At 33.6% G+C, this 15,596-nt stretch carries 16 protein-coding genes and 1 pseudogene; 5 read left to right on the forward strand and 12 right to left on the reverse strand.

Annotation, left to right across the window (positions count from 1 at the left end; all coding sequences use genetic code 11):
- Positions 1-167: 167 nt before the first annotated feature.
- Positions 168-464, forward strand: a pseudogene (locus ACE38V_RS15680) (IS1595 family transposase); the annotation flags it as partial.
- A gap of 83 nt (positions 465-547) precedes the next feature.
- The gene (locus ACE38V_RS15685) at positions 548-769 is read left to right on the forward strand and encodes a hypothetical protein (protein ID WP_375842622.1); all 222 of its coding nucleotides are present in this window, start codon (positions 548-550) and stop codon (positions 767-769) included.
- A gap of 648 nt (positions 770-1,417) precedes the next feature.
- Here ACE38V_RS15685 and ACE38V_RS15690 read toward each other — a convergent pair.
- The 3 genes from ACE38V_RS15690 to ACE38V_RS15700 all read right to left on the reverse strand — a co-directional run bounded on the left by ACE38V_RS15690 (position 1,418) and on the right by ACE38V_RS15700 (position 2,612).
- On the reverse strand, positions 1,418-1,786 hold the full coding sequence (locus ACE38V_RS15690; RefSeq protein WP_375842624.1) for a VOC family protein: 369 nt from the start codon (positions 1,784-1,786) through the stop codon (positions 1,418-1,420).
- 245 nt (positions 1,787-2,031) lie between these two features.
- Positions 2,032-2,277, reverse strand: coding sequence for a hypothetical protein (locus ACE38V_RS15695; protein WP_375842626.1), 246 nt, complete (start codon positions 2,275-2,277; stop codon positions 2,032-2,034).
- An 11-nt stretch (positions 2,278-2,288) separates the two neighbouring features.
- Complete coding sequence (locus ACE38V_RS15700; RefSeq protein WP_375842627.1) at positions 2,289-2,612, reverse strand: hypothetical protein; 324 nt, start codon at positions 2,610-2,612, stop codon at positions 2,289-2,291.
- A 127-nt stretch (positions 2,613-2,739) separates the two neighbouring features.
- Between ACE38V_RS15700 and ACE38V_RS15705 the strand changes: the two genes are divergently transcribed.
- Complete coding sequence (locus ACE38V_RS15705; protein WP_375842629.1) at positions 2,740-3,303, forward strand: hypothetical protein; 564 nt, start codon at positions 2,740-2,742, stop codon at positions 3,301-3,303.
- A gap of 325 nt (positions 3,304-3,628) precedes the next feature.
- Here ACE38V_RS15705 and ACE38V_RS15710 read toward each other — a convergent pair whose 3' ends face one another.
- Positions 3,629-3,895 (reverse strand): transposase, encoded by a 267-nt coding sequence (locus tag ACE38V_RS15710; protein ID WP_375842631.1) that lies wholly within the window; start codon positions 3,893-3,895, stop codon positions 3,629-3,631.
- Between the two features lie 261 nt (positions 3,896-4,156).
- On the opposite strand from ACE38V_RS15710, the gene ACE38V_RS15715 reads away from it, so the two are divergent.
- Positions 4,157-4,558 carry a helix-turn-helix domain-containing protein gene (locus tag ACE38V_RS15715; RefSeq protein ID WP_375842699.1) on the forward strand — a complete coding sequence of 134 codons (402 nt, stop codon included), beginning with the start codon at positions 4,157-4,159 and terminating at the stop codon, positions 4,556-4,558.
- A 303-nt stretch (positions 4,559-4,861) separates the two neighbouring features.
- Here the strand turns inward: ACE38V_RS15715 and ACE38V_RS15720 are convergent, their stop codons facing one another.
- The 5 genes from ACE38V_RS15720 to ACE38V_RS15740 all read right to left on the reverse strand — a co-directional run bounded on the left by ACE38V_RS15720 (position 4,862) and on the right by ACE38V_RS15740 (position 10,196).
- Positions 4,862-6,163: a hypothetical protein gene (locus ACE38V_RS15720; RefSeq protein WP_375842632.1), complete on the reverse strand. Its 1,302-nt coding sequence runs from the start codon at positions 6,161-6,163 to the stop codon at positions 4,862-4,864.
- Positions 6,164-6,307: 144 nt separating this feature from the next.
- Complete coding sequence (locus ACE38V_RS15725) at positions 6,308-8,053, reverse strand: DUF262 domain-containing protein (protein WP_375842633.1); 1,746 nt, start codon at positions 8,051-8,053, stop codon at positions 6,308-6,310.
- Between the two features lie 17 nt (positions 8,054-8,070).
- On the reverse strand, positions 8,071-9,087 hold the full coding sequence (locus tag ACE38V_RS15730) for a hypothetical protein (RefSeq protein WP_375842635.1): 1,017 nt from the start codon (positions 9,085-9,087) through the stop codon (positions 8,071-8,073).
- A gap of 2 nt (positions 9,088-9,089) precedes the next feature.
- Positions 9,090-9,416, reverse strand: a complete 327-nt coding sequence (locus ACE38V_RS15735; protein ID WP_375842637.1) for a hypothetical protein — start codon at positions 9,414-9,416, stop codon at positions 9,090-9,092.
- A 15-nt stretch (positions 9,417-9,431) separates the two neighbouring features.
- Positions 9,432-10,196, reverse strand: coding sequence for a DUF2089 family protein (locus ACE38V_RS15740; protein ID WP_375842638.1), 765 nt, complete (start codon positions 10,194-10,196; stop codon positions 9,432-9,434).
- 228 nt (positions 10,197-10,424) lie between these two features.
- Here ACE38V_RS15740 and ACE38V_RS15745 point away from each other — a divergent pair, with 228 nt between their 5' ends.
- Positions 10,425-11,036: a DUF1643 domain-containing protein gene (locus ACE38V_RS15745; RefSeq protein WP_375842639.1), complete on the forward strand. Its 612-nt coding sequence runs from the start codon at positions 10,425-10,427 to the stop codon at positions 11,034-11,036.
- 466 nt (positions 11,037-11,502) lie between these two features.
- Here the strand turns inward: ACE38V_RS15745 and ACE38V_RS15750 are convergent, their stop codons facing one another.
- From ACE38V_RS15750 to rlmD, 3 genes are all read right to left on the reverse strand, one after another.
- Complete coding sequence (locus tag ACE38V_RS15750) at positions 11,503-12,477, reverse strand: hypothetical protein (RefSeq protein WP_375842641.1); 975 nt, start codon at positions 12,475-12,477, stop codon at positions 11,503-11,505.
- A 4-nt stretch (positions 12,478-12,481) separates the two neighbouring features.
- Positions 12,482-13,291, reverse strand: coding sequence for a hypothetical protein (locus tag ACE38V_RS15755; protein ID WP_375842642.1), 810 nt, complete (start codon positions 13,289-13,291; stop codon positions 12,482-12,484).
- 840 nt (positions 13,292-14,131) lie between these two features.
- Positions 14,132-15,514: a 23S rRNA (uracil(1939)-C(5))-methyltransferase RlmD gene (gene rlmD, locus ACE38V_RS15760; RefSeq protein ID WP_375842643.1), complete on the reverse strand. Its 1,383-nt coding sequence runs from the start codon at positions 15,512-15,514 to the stop codon at positions 14,132-14,134.
- Between the last annotated feature and the right edge of the window lie 82 nt (positions 15,515-15,596).

Raw genomic sequence — 15,596 nt, forward strand, 5'->3', positions numbered from 1 at the left:
ATCCAAAATGCGACCTTTTATAGCTATGAAAGGGCGTTCTAACTATAAAAAAATAAGGGTTCCCCAGCATTGATATCTCTGGCAACAAAGTCGCAAGAAAATTCCAACACTAGGTAACCCTTTATTTTTGAATTTTTAAATCCTACTTATTCTCTACTGTTCAGTAAGGTTTAGAGCATTATCATATTAAATCATTCGATGGCAAACACGTTATTAAGGGCTTATATCACATTCAAAATGTCAATGGTCTTCATTCTCGTTTAAAACGTTGGATAGACCGATTCAAAGGTGTAGCTACAAAATATCTTGATAATTACCTTGCTTGGTTTTTATTTGTCGATAGTCGAAGTATAGAAAGCACTAATCGGCATATTAAAGAATTTCTATTAACATCATTTGCATTTGAAATGACTGACACATATGACAGTTTGCGACTATCAAAAGTATATTCTTTTTACTTCTAACGGTGTGGTTCAAAAGGAATGTTAGCAGTTTATTCGGGAAAAATACCTAAGGAATACAATAATTACGGAAAGTGGGTATTGATTTGAGAAGAATCATTATGATTAGCTGTCTCATTACCTTTATTTCTATTACTCCTGTTCAAGCAGAGACTAACAGTAAGCGTTACGAAATGGTGCTTGAAGATATTATATATTCATTTTTATCACCGTTGGAATCCAAAGCAATTAAAGATTATTTTGGAGAAATATACCTATCTGATTTTTGCAAATTTGTAGAGGTAAAGACAGAACCTTACCAAGCATAGAGATATGAAATAACTTATCAATTCATAACCTATGAGAGAGCAAAAATGCCACCGTATCATTTGTTTACTTTAAAAGTGGAAAACAAATCTCCCATAGATTGGGTTATAAAAGATGTAAAAGTAAGAAAATTAGCTGAAAATGAAGATTATACAAAGATGTGTAGAAAACCAAGGGTTATCTGGTAATCAAACAGAATTAGGGAAGTTCCTTTAAAAAGGAGCTTCCCTAAAAAACGTTTATTTTCAACATTAAAATAATGTTCTGCTATAAGGACAGAGATTAGGGGTAATAGGATGGGATTTTCTCCTACTTTTACTCCTGAATTTTTTCAATCTTTTATTCCCTATAAATCCTGATTTGACGGGATTCCCCTTCTTTTCCTCTCACCATTTTCCTGAATGAAAAAGGATGGGATTCCTGTTCCCACCCTCTTTCCTCTTTGTTTTTTCCTGCCTTTGTCCACACGTTTTCCACAAGCATATCAGAACTTTGTTTTGATTGTGACAAGAGTTTGTTTTAAATGTCAGGAGTTTATTTTGGGTTTACAATATTTTTTTAGCAACGCGCAACACTCCACATGACTTGAACGGTCAAAATAGATGCCACATAAGGTCAGCATCCCCTTGTAGTAGCTACCCACTTGTCTATCAGATAGTGGAGCACCATTCATCAATTGGTGTTGTAAGCTCAATATGATTTCCCTCACTATCTTCAAACTCTGCAACCCAGTTTTCCCCGATTTTAGTAGCAGGAAATACGATTTTAAGACCTTTTAATTTTTGATTAAATATGTTGACACTTTCTACCGACACACTTGGTAAACAATTATTCCCGAATGAATGTTTTTCCTTCATTTTTTCAAAGGCAAACAGCCCAAATCGAAATCCATTGATATCAAAAATACTATACACATTATCTTTCACTGCAACTTTTTGCTCAAAAAAAGCTTCATAGAATGAAATTGCTCGCTCCATGTCTAAAACGCATATGTACAATGATTTTATGTCACATTTCATATACCTTGCTCCTATTTAATAGTTGGCGTTATTCATCATTTCTATATAATTTTACAATACACTCTATATACCTTGAACTACCAAAAAAGATGCCGCTTGAAGCTGGTACCCCCTCAGAGGCCGTTTATGCTAATTAAAAAAAGGATTAGAATCTTTTTTTATCATGATAGGGGTGAATTAAACAAAGCACAAAACCATTCACGCGATAGGGCATTCGATATCCGCGTTTATAGCAGTTCGGATCCTTATTTAAACAGACGCCGAATGCGTGCGGCAATCGGTCCTGGAAGAATCCCCTGACTTTCTAATACGAGCATTTGTTTTTGCAGTTCATGGGGCATGGAGCGGAGAGTTTCGTCATCAATCTCCATAAATTTTTTCAGGAACATCTCCATTTCGTTCCCATCCTCATCCTCGTCATGCTCATCGCATAAATGCTTCATCAAATCCTCTTCGATTTCGTCAAGCAATGGCAGTTCGCCGTACTGCACGCCTTTATACTCTATTTATTGATTATTTTATTTAATACATGCTCTTTTCCATTTTCTGAATAAGATTCTAAAATAATGTTTTTGTTGTCTATATAATAATAATATGTTTTATTATCGTTTTTTAGTTTAATAGCAACCATCCAATTTTTATTTCCTTTTAGATTTGCAAAAACTCGTTTATTGTAAACAATATCATTTTTTGAAATATTTCCGTCGGTAGTCAAATATTCAGTTACATTTTTTTGAACACTTCTTAATTTGTATTGAATATAAGCATATGGGCTACCTATTAATACAATTAAAGCTACTATTGAAATCAATATTTTCTTCTTCATTTTATGGCCTCACTATTTCTACATATATTAACTTAATAATATATTATTAAAGTTCTAAAAAAAACAGTTTTTAAAAAATATTGAAAATATTTACAAAAAGATGTATTTTTGTTAGATAGGGGATTTTATGGAAAAAATAGTGTTTTCTTTTTTAATTACAGGATTTTTACTCGTCGGCTTAAATCTAACTAAAGCAGAAGCCGCAATCGACAATAAGCCTGGGGATATTATTATCACTAAAAGTACTTCTTCAAGTGGCATTACTGGACATGCTGGTATATATATTGGTAAAATTACAATTTTACATACTTCCGGCAGATCAACTGAACCATATCCAAAAACAATAAGTGAAATTTCATGGCATAATAGATATGGCCAATCAAAAGTAATTAGACCAAAGTCAAGCACTTTAGGCCAAAATGCTGCCAATATGGCAGTAAAATACTTTAAAGGTAAAAAGATTCCGTTTAGTATAAAAGATGCAGTTACTAAGAGGAATAAAGACATAACAAAGACTTATTGTTCAGAATTGGTGTACTATTCTTATTATAAAGCTGGTCTAGAATTAAAAGTTAAATCATTATATTCTCCAATATGGGGTAAACTTAAAGGTTTAGTACAGCCTTATGTATACACTAATAAAGATATTGTTTCACATAATAATTATAAATTTATTGATAATAAATGGTGATAATTACTTTTATTTCAACTATTATTTTAATCTTTTAAATCATATTTAAATATCTAATAGTGTAAGGGGAATTCACTTGTTTAGGAGGATTCCCTTTTTCAATGCTTCCTAAAAGCGATCCGTAATGTTTTGCCCGAAGAAGAAAGAGTTAACTAAAAAGCAGATTTTCCTAAACTACATTTTTGTTTCGAGAAGATCTATCAAAACGTCTTGAAAAATTATCTAAAAATAAGAGAGGATTTAAAACAATGTTTATGAATAAAGCTATTGAGGCTTCACTAAATGAAATGAAAAAAATAACCAAGGAAGCGTTTGAATGCTCTTTTCAGATTCCTCTGTTTTCTTCATCATACGCTAAGAATAAATCATGCAAATTGCCATTTATAGGCTCCTTTTCCCCAATAAACTTCATTTCAATTTCTTCTTGTTTACTAGGTAGGGGAACAACACCATCGATAATTCCTAAAATAGTCGAAATAGCATCCACTTGAACTTGTCCGATGATTTTAAAAAGTATTTTTTTGTTGTCATCTGTAAGTTCCTCGAAAAATCTCAATGCCTCTTTCCAATAAGAATCAGTAACATCTTTCATCTCAGTATTGTTAAATAAATCCTGATACGAAACAAGATTTTCTTTTTATTGATTGATATAAATTTTCAACAAAATCTTCTGCGGCCATATTCTAACTCCCTCTTATGACCAACAGCCTGGTTCTCCCCAATCAAAATCTTTTTGGTCAAACCAATACATCCAATTTTCAAACATCTTGGCTTTAGAAGGTAAATTCAGAAATGATCCCACCTTATAATTTAATATTATTGTAACGAATTAGAATTAGATGAGTCTGGAGAAATAAGTGGTACAACTTCTACAAAAAACTTCACACTTCTATATGTAAAATGTGATTATCTTAAAGTCGGTCAATTTGCAGAACTTCATAATGTTACAGAGACTACTGTCCGTCAATGGATACGACGTGGAAAATTACGAACAGCAAAAAAAGTAGGTAGGGACTGGTTAATGCCATCAATTGCCGAAAAACCTTCACGGGGGTTTAGGAGTATTTCTAATTATTGGGTATTATTGTTGAAAACGATTGAGGATCAATTTTTATATCTCAATAATTTCAATTGTATTTATATTTTTCAAAATAAAGATGATAAGACAACATTTGATTGCATATTAGGGTACCCAGGTGCAAAGAACAGGAAAAAGTTATTACTTACTTCATCCGAGATAGAAAATAAGAATTAGCATTAATCGGAAATGACCTCATAGAAGTAGAAGAATATTGAGTTAAAAGTAAATCGAACTAAATACAAAATAACATAAGATGTTAATTATCAATAAAATAGGTAGGTCCCCCTTATTAAGGGGAAACTGCCTATTTTATTATGAGTTGCGAGATACATTCCACATGCGTCATTACATTTACCTTATACTATAAAGCAAAATAAACGCTCATATAATACAGTGTAGTTATTCATTACCCCGGGGTATGAATTTTACCCCTTGCTTAATAGATTTTTATAGAGATACTCAACATCATCATTATTATTATATACTTTCATCCTTTTTCCCACGTGGAAAGGGTTCTTTTTCTTTCCAAATCGGACCTTTTTTTGTATTGTAATGCTGCCCATGCCCCTTTACAATATGTGCCCTAGGAGAAGCGTGGGTTGAATTATTTGTATTAGTTCTTTCATTTGTACTATTTTTTATTTCAATCGAATCATTGTATGTTTTTTCATTCCCCTGATTATCAAATTGACTTGGCCCCGAGTCCGGGCCCCCTCCAAACATCTTGTTTGCAATTTTTCTACTAGCGGCTTCAACTACTGAAGCAGTAAATACTTTTGCACCTGCAAAAAACATTTCAGTAGGAGAATCATATCCTAAGAAATTTGCTACCCCTTTTAAAAAGCCCTTCTGTTTTGGTTTGTTAACGATCGTATTCCCTGGTACACTTTTGGTTTTATTATTTTTTCCCTTTACTTTTACATATTTTATATTTTCAGTTGAAACTTTGGAACCTTTCTTAGATACTTCTTCCCGTTTTTTCTTTTCTACTTTTGCCATGGTCATAGGATTCAAATAATTTTCTGATATACTTGGTAATTCAGATGCTTTTTTACAGAACTCATCCCAGCTAGACCGATTTTCAATTTTACTTGGAAGTTTAGATAAATTATCTTTTATTCTATCCCGATTTTCTTTACTGGCAACAAATGGCTTATCTTCTGAATCAGCAGGTGTAATACCATCGCTAACATATTTAAGATAATCCATCATGAGCCTATTAATGTCTTGTTTATTCCACTCAGATTTAATAGGCTTCTTCCTAGGATGTACTTGCTTGAGATGTTCAAACTGCTCTCTTTGCTTGTCAGTAAGCATTTTTAATCCTTCTTCGGTTGTCAGAATACCATCCATATCAACCATAGGTATGTCATATCTACTATTTACAATTTTGTTCCACTGGTTAAAGACATACGTGCTACCTCCGCATTTAATATCTGGTCCAGGGATAGCTTCATATTTATCGCCTTTTTTAATGATATGTAATAAATCTGCCTTTGAAGTTGAATCAGGATTAATTATTGTCATCAAAACAATTCCCTTGTTTTTTAATGAATTGTATTCAATACATGCCAGCCACTCAGCAAATTTACCTCTGAAAAGGCTTAAATTGTTATCCCGAATTGCTCCAATACTTGACGCCATACTCTGAGGCTTTTTTAACATTGAATCAATAGCTTCCTCAGAATATCTGCTATTAGTTGCATATTTTTTTATTGCATCTTTTACGCATGTATGGAATTCATCAGGTATAACATACTCATAGTTAAGTATTTCCAATAAATATTCACGTTGACCTATATTAATATTCAGTTTGATCACCCGCTTATTTATTAAATAATTATTTTTAATGTTGCTGTAACTTCTTGGGTATTATTAGATGTTATATTACTTTTTTTGCTCTATAAAAGCAGCAAGTGATATCTACCTTCTAAGTTCTGAATTCAATTTCTGAATCAATAAGTTTTCACGTTTCTCCAGGAATACATCAAAGTTGCTAAAATCGAGACTTACATTTGGAACATAGTGCTTTTTTTTATAATCTACTAATTCACCAGCAGGAACTTTTTCACTTAACCATTTTTCAAAGTCCATTGCCTTCTTCTCAATATTAGGGATTTCTTCCAGCAGCTGCAGATTACCAATATAATTATAATTCGCTATAAATTCATTAATTTTGGTTTCAGGAACACCCTTGCCTTTCAACCTTTTAACTGTAAATTCACTCTTAGGGAACATATGGTCAACATGAAAGTTATGTCTTAAATCTGCCCAAGGATATAAGATTGAAAGGACAACTAATGTATCACCGTGACCATACTTAGAATACAACAGATTGTTAATATCATCATCTGTAAATTGTAAGGCACGATTTGTACCTTTGAACTGTGCGAAAATCGCATCTACTGGAAAGCCATTTGATGATTGATTTTTTATTATTTCTCTAACTGGCTTTAATGCTCCATCAGGCGCAAAACTAAATACCCTCTTTAATAATGCTGATACAAACCATAACTTGATATTTTTTCTATCCTCAATTCTCGATGTTGAAGTTTCAAAATTATTAGGCAACTCAATTGTCTTAAGATAATAAGCTACAGGAATCATCAAGTTATTAGATGTTATGTTTTCTCTGCCAAATCCAAAGCTGCTGATAAGTGTAAGAGCATTACGAATAGCTTTTGTAATGTTATCCCATTCTTTTTCGATTAAAAGCATATTTGTACGGTTAAAATTATCAACCTTAAATGAAATATCTGGTATGTCACAAAGTACTAAACATGCTTTTAACACTATATCCTTGCCGATATTAAACCCCTTACCAATTTGATTTATTTCATCAACAAATTCGTTGATTTCTTCACGAGCATCCCTTGTTTCCCATTGTGCAGTAGCAAAAGAAAGAAGTAAGTCTGAATAACTTAATGTTGTACCTCCACTGTTTACACGTATAAAAATATTAAGAACCTTATCAAGTTCTGTACTTTGTTCAAGATAATAACTTATTATTTTATTTACATGAATTACTGAATGCAGCTTATATAGAACCCTATTTGCATATTTGGCCTTATCTTTATCGGGATTTGAGGATAGCCCGGCTTCAATCATGTAATTCATTACATCATACTGTTCTTTCAGATCCAACATTTTGCCAACTGGAAACCAATGATGATCCTCATCGTTCTTTCTAGCTTCAGCATCTGTAAGAAATTCAAACTCATATTCATATGAAATATCTTCAGGCATTCCAAGTAGGTTTATATATAATTTTTTCTTTGGATATGCTAATGGGTTGTCCCATTTTTTATAAGCAATTTTATTAGCATAAGTCCCTTTAAGTGCTATGTACAAAGATGTTAATCTCTGCTGTCCATCAAGAACAGCCATTACATCGTCACTTCCACTTATATTTGCCTTAGGATTATGTCGATTATCCTTTTGATGGTAATCCCTTAAGAACTCATAAAATTTAAACTCCGACGCTTTTTCTTTCGACACCTTCCAGAATAAAAATGAATTTATAGGATAATCTCTCATTAGACTATCAAAAAGCATTGTAATTTGTTCAGGACTCCACACAAACTCCCTTTGAATGGAAGGTAACAAATATTTCTTTGAATGAATACCATCAATTACTTCATTTATTGTAAGCGGCGTTTGAAATGACATATTTCGATCCTCCTTAATTATTGTAATAAACCATGGCTTTGATAGGACATTACTTTCGCCTTAAGCATATTTATCCATTTTGCTTTTACAGTAGCCAAAGTCTCAGATGGGTTATTAGCAATGCATGAATGCATATATTCTAAAAATTGCTTAATTAATAATCGAGTAATATTTTCTAATTCCTCAAGTTCTACTTTCGTAATATTTGAAAAATCACCATCATGTAATGACTCAGACCTAAATTTGTAAAACTCCTTCATCCTTGTATAAGCAGATACAACATCTGTGTCAGTATTATATAATGCAACTGCTGTCCGCTTAGATAAACATTGTTTCTTATTCTGATTATTTTTTTCGAGCATAAACATTTCCAAACATGTAGTATGTTGTTCAAATGCTGTTGCAACATCAATTTGCTTAAGGCCAAAACAAAATTCATCAATAATATTCTTGGTAAGATTAAAACAGTGGTCATACTTAATTGAAAAATTATTATAATCCTTAGCTTCATCTTCGCTTAAGACGTATTTTTGGGGATTAATTGTATTTGCATCTTTAATCAAAATGGAGTTAGTGAACGTATTATTCCCAACAAAACTGTACTTGAAATTAAAATAAACCTTGTGAATTCCTATATTACCCACATTATACACTTGTAATTTTGAAATCGTTTTATTTATATGTTCAAATTCATCATCCATATATTTCTGAATATCATTATTAAAAAATGGCTCAGTCGTAATACTAATTATATTCCCTTCAACATTTCTTTGAGCAATAAAATTGTCAGTCTTCTTAAAACACATAAAATATATTTGTTCATCGTCACTTAACTCATCTATTAATCTGGAATTATAGTAATCGATAATCAATTTATTTTTTCCATCAACTATATCTGTGAAATATTTGAAATCCTGGAGTTTTATTTTTTCTATTGAATATCCGTTGCCGATATTTACGTGAGCAATACTCTCATTAGTGGTCAATAAAATACCATCAACTGTAACATTTACACTAGTAGAATAGGTGCTCATTCTTATTCTCCCTCAGCATTCTCTATAAATTTATAGTCAAGATCTTGTAATCTTCTCTTACAAATCTCCAATTCTGTGTCTGTAAACAATTCATTGTATTCCGGCCTTAGTACTAATGCTTCAACTGATAAATCTAGTCTTTTATTTTCCCACAACACTTCGAATCCGTATGTGCTTCCTTCTTTCCAAATAAGCTGTTTCGCTGCCTGAAGACCACCTTTTTGAGATACTAATTGCATAAACCTTGTTGCATTATAACCCAGTTCTTTCTTGGCAGAAAAATAAATTCCCTTCATTTCTTCGTTAAACCTGTTTTCTAAAGTACTCATATTGGCCCCCTTATGCTATTTTATTTCATTCAAAAAAGTTGGATTTATTGTCAAATAACCTCTCTCATTATTGCAAATTCCCGCCCAATCCAAAATGGCAGCAATTACAAAACCTGGTCCGAAAGCGGTCTCTCCAATTTGTGCGCAATGTACTTTGTGTGCTATGTATCCTTCTACTGAATCAAGCGGCAAATCGTCACTTCCAAGCTTTGCTCCTGAACGAGCTTTACCCTTCATGGCTTTTCCACCCTTTTGGATTACAACCTCAACAGCTGCATCAAATACTTCCCATATAAGATGATTAGGAACAGGAATCTTAGGTGAGACTAGCCCCTTACCATTTGGATCAAAACCAATATCGCAAAGGTCTCCGCTATAAAGAGGAATCGAAGTACTACCACCATTAGAATTAAGCTTTTCTTTTATCTTTTTAACAACCAAGCTATCCCCTTCATTTATTGGCTGGTTATCCACAGTTAACATAGCAGTCTCACCCCTTTCTTCACCTTTTATTGGAGATAGATTTAATTTTTCTAAAATATTATTAAACTTCTTTTTCACAGCTGGATAAGACATGCCTTTCTCATTTTGAAGAGTCTTAAAATTACCTTGTGCCTTCAGAAAGCTTTCAACAAAATCAAGTTCGTCCGCTGAGAGATAGTCGAATTTGCTAAGAGGAAAATCACCGTTTAATTCTAATTCACAATTATCACAACTTAATCTTGTTGCGCTTAGGTTTTCATCGCATCTTGGACATTTTGCCACTAAAGTTTTTTCCATAATATTCCTCCTATTATAATCAAACTATATCTCTCAAATAAATCGTTGTCAATGTAGTTTGTAATTTTATTTATAACTACTTTAAATGTAATGAAAATATTCTAGCTCACTATTAGAAAAATAAGGCATTTATTAGGATATATAGCCTTTTAATTCTTTAAATACAAAAGATTCCAAAATTAATGTAAGATTACGTTAGAAGAATGTTATTCATAATGAGGTGAGGTTTTGAAAACCGTTTACTTTTCAAATTTTATTGACGAAGAAAGTATTACTATGAACCCTAAATTTTTTGATTCAAGTGAAAAGAAACTCCACCGTTTTTCAATCACGATACCTTTTCATAATCGAATAGATGGCGAGCACGCCATTGTGATACTAAAAAATCCAAGCAATGCAGGTAAAGAAGATACTCAGGGAAGAAAAGTTTCTGATGATACAATTTATAAGATAACGGATTATCTATTTAAATTAGGGAATGTTCAAAAGGTAACCATTGTCAATTTATTTACGATGGTTAGTGGTACACCAGATTATTTAAAAGATTACATTGGAACGGATGATGAGCTGAGGTATCGAACATACAACAATGAAGTAATATTGCAATTATTGTCCAATTTTAATGTTGAGAAGGATATCATTATTGCCGCTTGGGGGAACAATAAGCCTTTACTTGAGAGTAAATATAAGGAAAGAATACGTGAGGTTATAAAGCTAATTGGAGATAAACCCCTTTATCGTGTTGGCCCAATGGTAAATAATAATAATTATCCAGGTCACGGCAGGTATTGGTATGATTATGAAGATATTTCACCTTATCCATCAAATGCAGTGAGATAAGTTGAATAGTTTCATTAATCCATAGAGTTATTTATGATGATTTTATCGCTTAAGAAACCCCTCTCTCTTTCTCTCAAACATTTATAAGGTGAGTTTTTCCAAGTCTTTTCTTCTCATTTTCAATCGGATAAAAAGGATGGGATTCCTGTTCCCATCCTTTCTTTTCTACTTTGATTCATGCCTTTGTCCGCGCGTTTTCTACAGGCATATCAGAACTTTGTTTTGATTATGACAAGGGTTTATTTTGGATGTCAGGAGTTTTTTTTATTGCTCTACAATTTGTAATCAACGCACAGCATTCCACATGCCTTGAACGGTCAAAAAAGATGCCGTAAAGACCCACTGGTTCCTTGGTGGCACTTTAATCGTTTTGCTCTTCAATAGTTGAATATTATCTATACACAAAATGACTGACTTTTCTAGAAAGAAAATAGGCAACATAAGATAAAAATCTGGCGTGCAAGTTTTAGAAAGTATATATAGAATATTGAATATAGCTGTGTATGCTTCTTATCGTGGACAGGACTAATTCAATATATATCTTTGCGCTATGGGTTGATAGGTCCCATCTTTCCATTGTACGAGCTTCCATACTATGACCTGCCATATTCCTAATATCACCAATGGCAGCGCCTATACTTTGCTGCTTATTGTGTATCTTGTTTTCATTAATTCCTGACGCATTCCTGTTATTATATAACGCGTTTATAACCTGACCAATACCATTTTTACCACTTACGTCAACTCCTACCGTGGGAGCTATTCTTCTTAGAAAATCTTCAAATGCCCGTCCTGCGCATTCTATAGCACCCCTTGCATCAGTAGTGCATTTCTTGTACGCGTCAACCAGTTCTTCAACTTCAGCTGAGGTCAATGTTGAAAATATATCAGCACTTATAATATTACCTATGTATATCCTAATTGCCATATCATCATCAAGGTTAATATCAAGTGTGTTGATTTCTAATAACTGTGTTCTTATTGTTTCCTCTAAAGTAATGCCATTCACAGCGTTTGCAAAAATACCTGATGCTGTTCCCCATGACATAAATAAGTCTTTTAGAAAGTTGTGGTCTTTTCCTTCTAACCTATAAGATACATATACTTTTCTCGCTGATTCCTCAAGTGTCGTACCGTTCAAGTGATATTGAATAAATGTTATAAACGGCTCATACTCTTGTATGAATTTCCTCATTACATTTAGTTTTAATTCATCATTTGGTGTCCTACCTAATGAATTAGCAAATGAACTTACATTTCCGTCTTCATCAATAATACTTAATAACTTACATATCGCAAGCGAACTTCTTATATAAGCGTCACTTTTACTAGTAAAGCGTTTTAATTCTTCAATATTTGATGAAGAGTTACTATTTATGTAACATAACACATCAGCAATGAGAGAAAGAGGAACATTGTGGCTTGGAAGTTTAGTTGACATAATTTTAGTCCTCCTCAAACTGACCATAAGCATATTTAAAGAAAGTCTTTATCTTTTCATCAGACCAATCGCTCATATCAACATTTATAGTTATATTTGACAAACTAACTGCTCTATTAGGATTTTTGATTGGTCTGACATTATTTTCATTAGCAATAATATCGGCAGGAGTATTTTCTTCCTGTTCTTCTTCCACAGGAACAGTTTCAACAACGCTTTCTTCAACGGTATCTTGGACTTGCGTATTTGTATTCTCTTTCTGCTCAACACTAGAGTTTACTTTGTTCAAACTATTAATCTTATCTTTAATATCAGGTACCCATTCAATACGCGTTGGATTTTTTCCTCTACCTATTATGTAACTTCCAAATTCAATAAAATTAATGATGCTCATAAACAAAGTTGCACCATTACTCCTATTTCTATCTCCTGAGCCAAAATCAGCCCTACCCCAAAGATTTTTAATCGTATCTATTTCAGTTACTTTAGTGTCGTTTAGAGAAGTTACTATGCTATTGAGAACTAATTCATAAGGTTCATAGTTTTTTACAATTTTTATCATTTCTCCTTTTTTATTATCTTCACCTGAATATGCAATTTCACGTCCAATAGGTGTAAAGTTAAGACTATCATTCTCAATTATATCAAATAATTTAAGTGCAGATTTCGTATTTCTATAAGCAGAGTCGCCTAACTCAAAAAGAGCTTTTACAGACTCTTCATTTTTGTTGTTCTTTATTAATACGTTGATTAATCTAAACAAATTCTCTACAGTAGTATAAGCTGGTAAATTATTATTACTTCCTTTAGCCATGTTAGATTCCCCTTTCATGTCAATTAATAACAATATCTTACATCAAGTATTTTTATTGCTCAACAAAAGAGTGGCTCTAGCACCACTTTTTCTATTAATAATAACCTTGTTTTGTTTGTAAAATTCATCATCACACAAATATTAGCTACTGCTCAACTAAATAATAGTTGTTTATCTGCTCACCAAAGTACTTATAAAGCTCATCTTCTGCCATATCCATAAAGTTGTATATTTTTTTCTTACCGTTGATTATTCTGCCTTTAACAAGTATACATCTAAATATTTGTTATCCTGTAGATAGATATGTCTCCACATACAAAAGCCCTTGATTGTTCATCATCACACTCAAGGGCTTAATCCATTGATATAACTAGTTTTTATCGTTGTTCAGTAAAAATAAACTCCTGCTACTCATCCCTCCTCAACCCGCAATCCTACACGCACTAATTTCTTCCATTTAAAATAAAGTCCTGTACACTTCCTGCATTTTCCCGATTTTCTTCTCACTTTTTTCTACCAGAACTTTATTTTCTATGATAATAAAGTCTTGGTACAGGGAACAGGATTTAGGGTCAAGGAAAGGGATTTTCTCCTGATTTTTTCAGGCTTTTGGGGTTCGTAAGAACCCCTCACACTTTCTTTCAAACGCTATTATATCAAGCTTTTTTCAAGTTTTTTCTCTCACTTTTATTCGAGCAAAAAAAGGATGGGATTCCTGTTCCCACCCTCTTTCTTCTTTGTTTTTTCCTGCCTTTGTCCACACATTTTCCACAGGAATATCAGAACTTTGTTTTGATTATGCTATGGGTTTATTTTGTAGAACAAGGGTTTATTTTGAGTCTACAATCGTTCTTCCAACTTCACGACCGTTTCAACATGCGCCGTCTGCGGAAACATATCCACCGGCTGAATATACTCCACCCGATACTTCCCAGAAAGCACCGCAATATCCTTCGCAAGCGTAGAAGGATTACATGAAACATACACAATCTTCTTCGGCGCAGATTTCAATAACGATTGAATAAGTCCACCATCAAGCCCAGTACGCGGAGGATCCACAATCACAACATCCGGCTTCCAGCCTTCCTTCGCCCATCTAGGGAAAACATCTTCCGCTTTTCCGGTCACATATTGGGCATGCTTGATCCCGTGACGAGCAGCATTCTTCTTCGCATCTTCAATTGATTCCCGAATGATATCCATTCCACGAATTTCTGCCGCTTTGTCTGCCACCCACAAGCCGATGGTACCAACACCACAATAAGCATCCACAACTTTTTCTTTCTCGGTCAATGCTGCCGCCTGTTTCACTTCATCATACAATTTCACTGTTTGCTCAGGGTTCAATTGAAAGAAGGTTCTGGCCGAAAGCTCGAAGGATAGGTCTCCTAATGATTCTTGGATAAATTCCTTTCCGTCCAATGCAATCGTTTCCTTGCCAAAAATTAAGGATGTCTTTTCTCCATTAATATTTTGAACGATTGACTTAACCTCTGGCATGCGCTTCTTGATCTCCTGAACAATCTGCTCTTTATGTGGAAGATCCTTCTTCGTTGTGATTAGAACGATTTGCACCTCTCCCGTTTGCACGCCAACTCTTGTAACAATGGTACGAACGATTCCTTTTTTAGTGCGCTCGTTATAAATGGGGACATTAAGTTTTTCAAGAATTTTTCTCACCTTGCCAGTGGCTTTCGTAGTTTTCGGATGTTGGACGGCGCAGTGATCAATGTGGATTAATTTGTGAGAGTTTAATCCATATAGACCAGCCAATACCTTTTCATCCTTTTTCCCCACCTGGAACTGGCTCTTATTGCGGTAATTCCACGGATCTTCCATTCCAATCGTTTCTCTAATATCTAAAGTATCGACTGGAATCTTGGTGTGCCGTTCCAATGCTTGGATGACAATATCTCTTTTTTCCTTAAGCTGCTGGTCATAGCGTAAATGCTGCAGCTGACATCCTCCGCATTCTTCATAAACTGGGCATGGAGGCTGAACGCGGAATGGGGACTCTTTGCGTATATTTTTGATTTTAGCTTCTGCAAATTTGGGATGGACTTTAGTTGCTTCAACAACAACCTCTTCACCTGGGAGCGCGCCGGGAACAAACACGACTTGCTTTTTAAAATAGCCTACGCCCTCTCCGTTTATTCCAAGCCTTTTGATTGTAAGGGGAAATGTTTGTTTATCTTTAATCTTGATAGATGATTCATTTTTCAATTATTTTCACTCCAATAATCTTGCTACGTGCTATTTCAAGTTTCCCCGTATTATAGCATTTTTCCTCATTCTTTTCCTAAAA

The sequence above is a fragment of the Cytobacillus sp. Hz8 genome (assembly GCF_042263505.1).
In the GTDB taxonomy this organism is placed as follows: Bacteria; Bacillota; Bacilli; order Bacillales; family Cytobacillaceae; genus Bacillus_BE.

What these genes read in the sequence shown, in the direction of transcription:
- ACE38V_RS15690 (WP_375842624.1), bottom strand. Translation starts at nt 1,786, where the DNA reads ATGAAATGTGACATAAAATCATTGTACATATGCGTTTTAGACATGGAG.
- ACE38V_RS15755 (WP_375842642.1), bottom strand. Translation starts at nt 13,291, where the DNA reads ATGGCTAAAGGAAGTAATAATAATTTACCAGCTTATACTACTGTAGAG.
- ACE38V_RS15725 (WP_375842633.1), bottom strand. Translation starts at nt 8,053, where the DNA reads ATGTCATTTCAAACGCCGCTTACAATAAATGAAGTAATTGATGGTATT.
- ACE38V_RS15705 (WP_375842629.1), top strand. Translation starts at nt 2,740, where the DNA reads ATGGAAAAAATAGTGTTTTCTTTTTTAATTACAGGATTTTTACTCGTC.
- ACE38V_RS15740 (WP_375842638.1), bottom strand. Translation starts at nt 10,196, where the DNA reads ATGGAAAAAACTTTAGTGGCAAAATGTCCAAGATGCGATGAAAACCTA.
- ACE38V_RS15700 (WP_375842627.1), bottom strand. Translation starts at nt 2,612, where the DNA reads ATGAAGAAGAAAATATTGATTTCAATAGTAGCTTTAATTGTATTAATA.
- ACE38V_RS15750 (WP_375842641.1), bottom strand. Translation starts at nt 12,477, where the DNA reads ATGTCAACTAAACTTCCAAGCCACAATGTTCCTCTTTCTCTCATTGCT.
- ACE38V_RS15710 (WP_375842631.1), bottom strand. Translation starts at nt 3,895, where the DNA reads ATGAAAGATGTTACTGATTCTTATTGGAAAGAGGCATTGAGATTTTTC.
- ACE38V_RS15735 (WP_375842637.1), bottom strand. Translation starts at nt 9,416, where the DNA reads ATGAGTACTTTAGAAAACAGGTTTAACGAAGAAATGAAGGGAATTTAT.
- ACE38V_RS15730 (WP_375842635.1), bottom strand. Translation starts at nt 9,087, where the DNA reads ATGAGCACCTATTCTACTAGTGTAAATGTTACAGTTGATGGTATTTTA.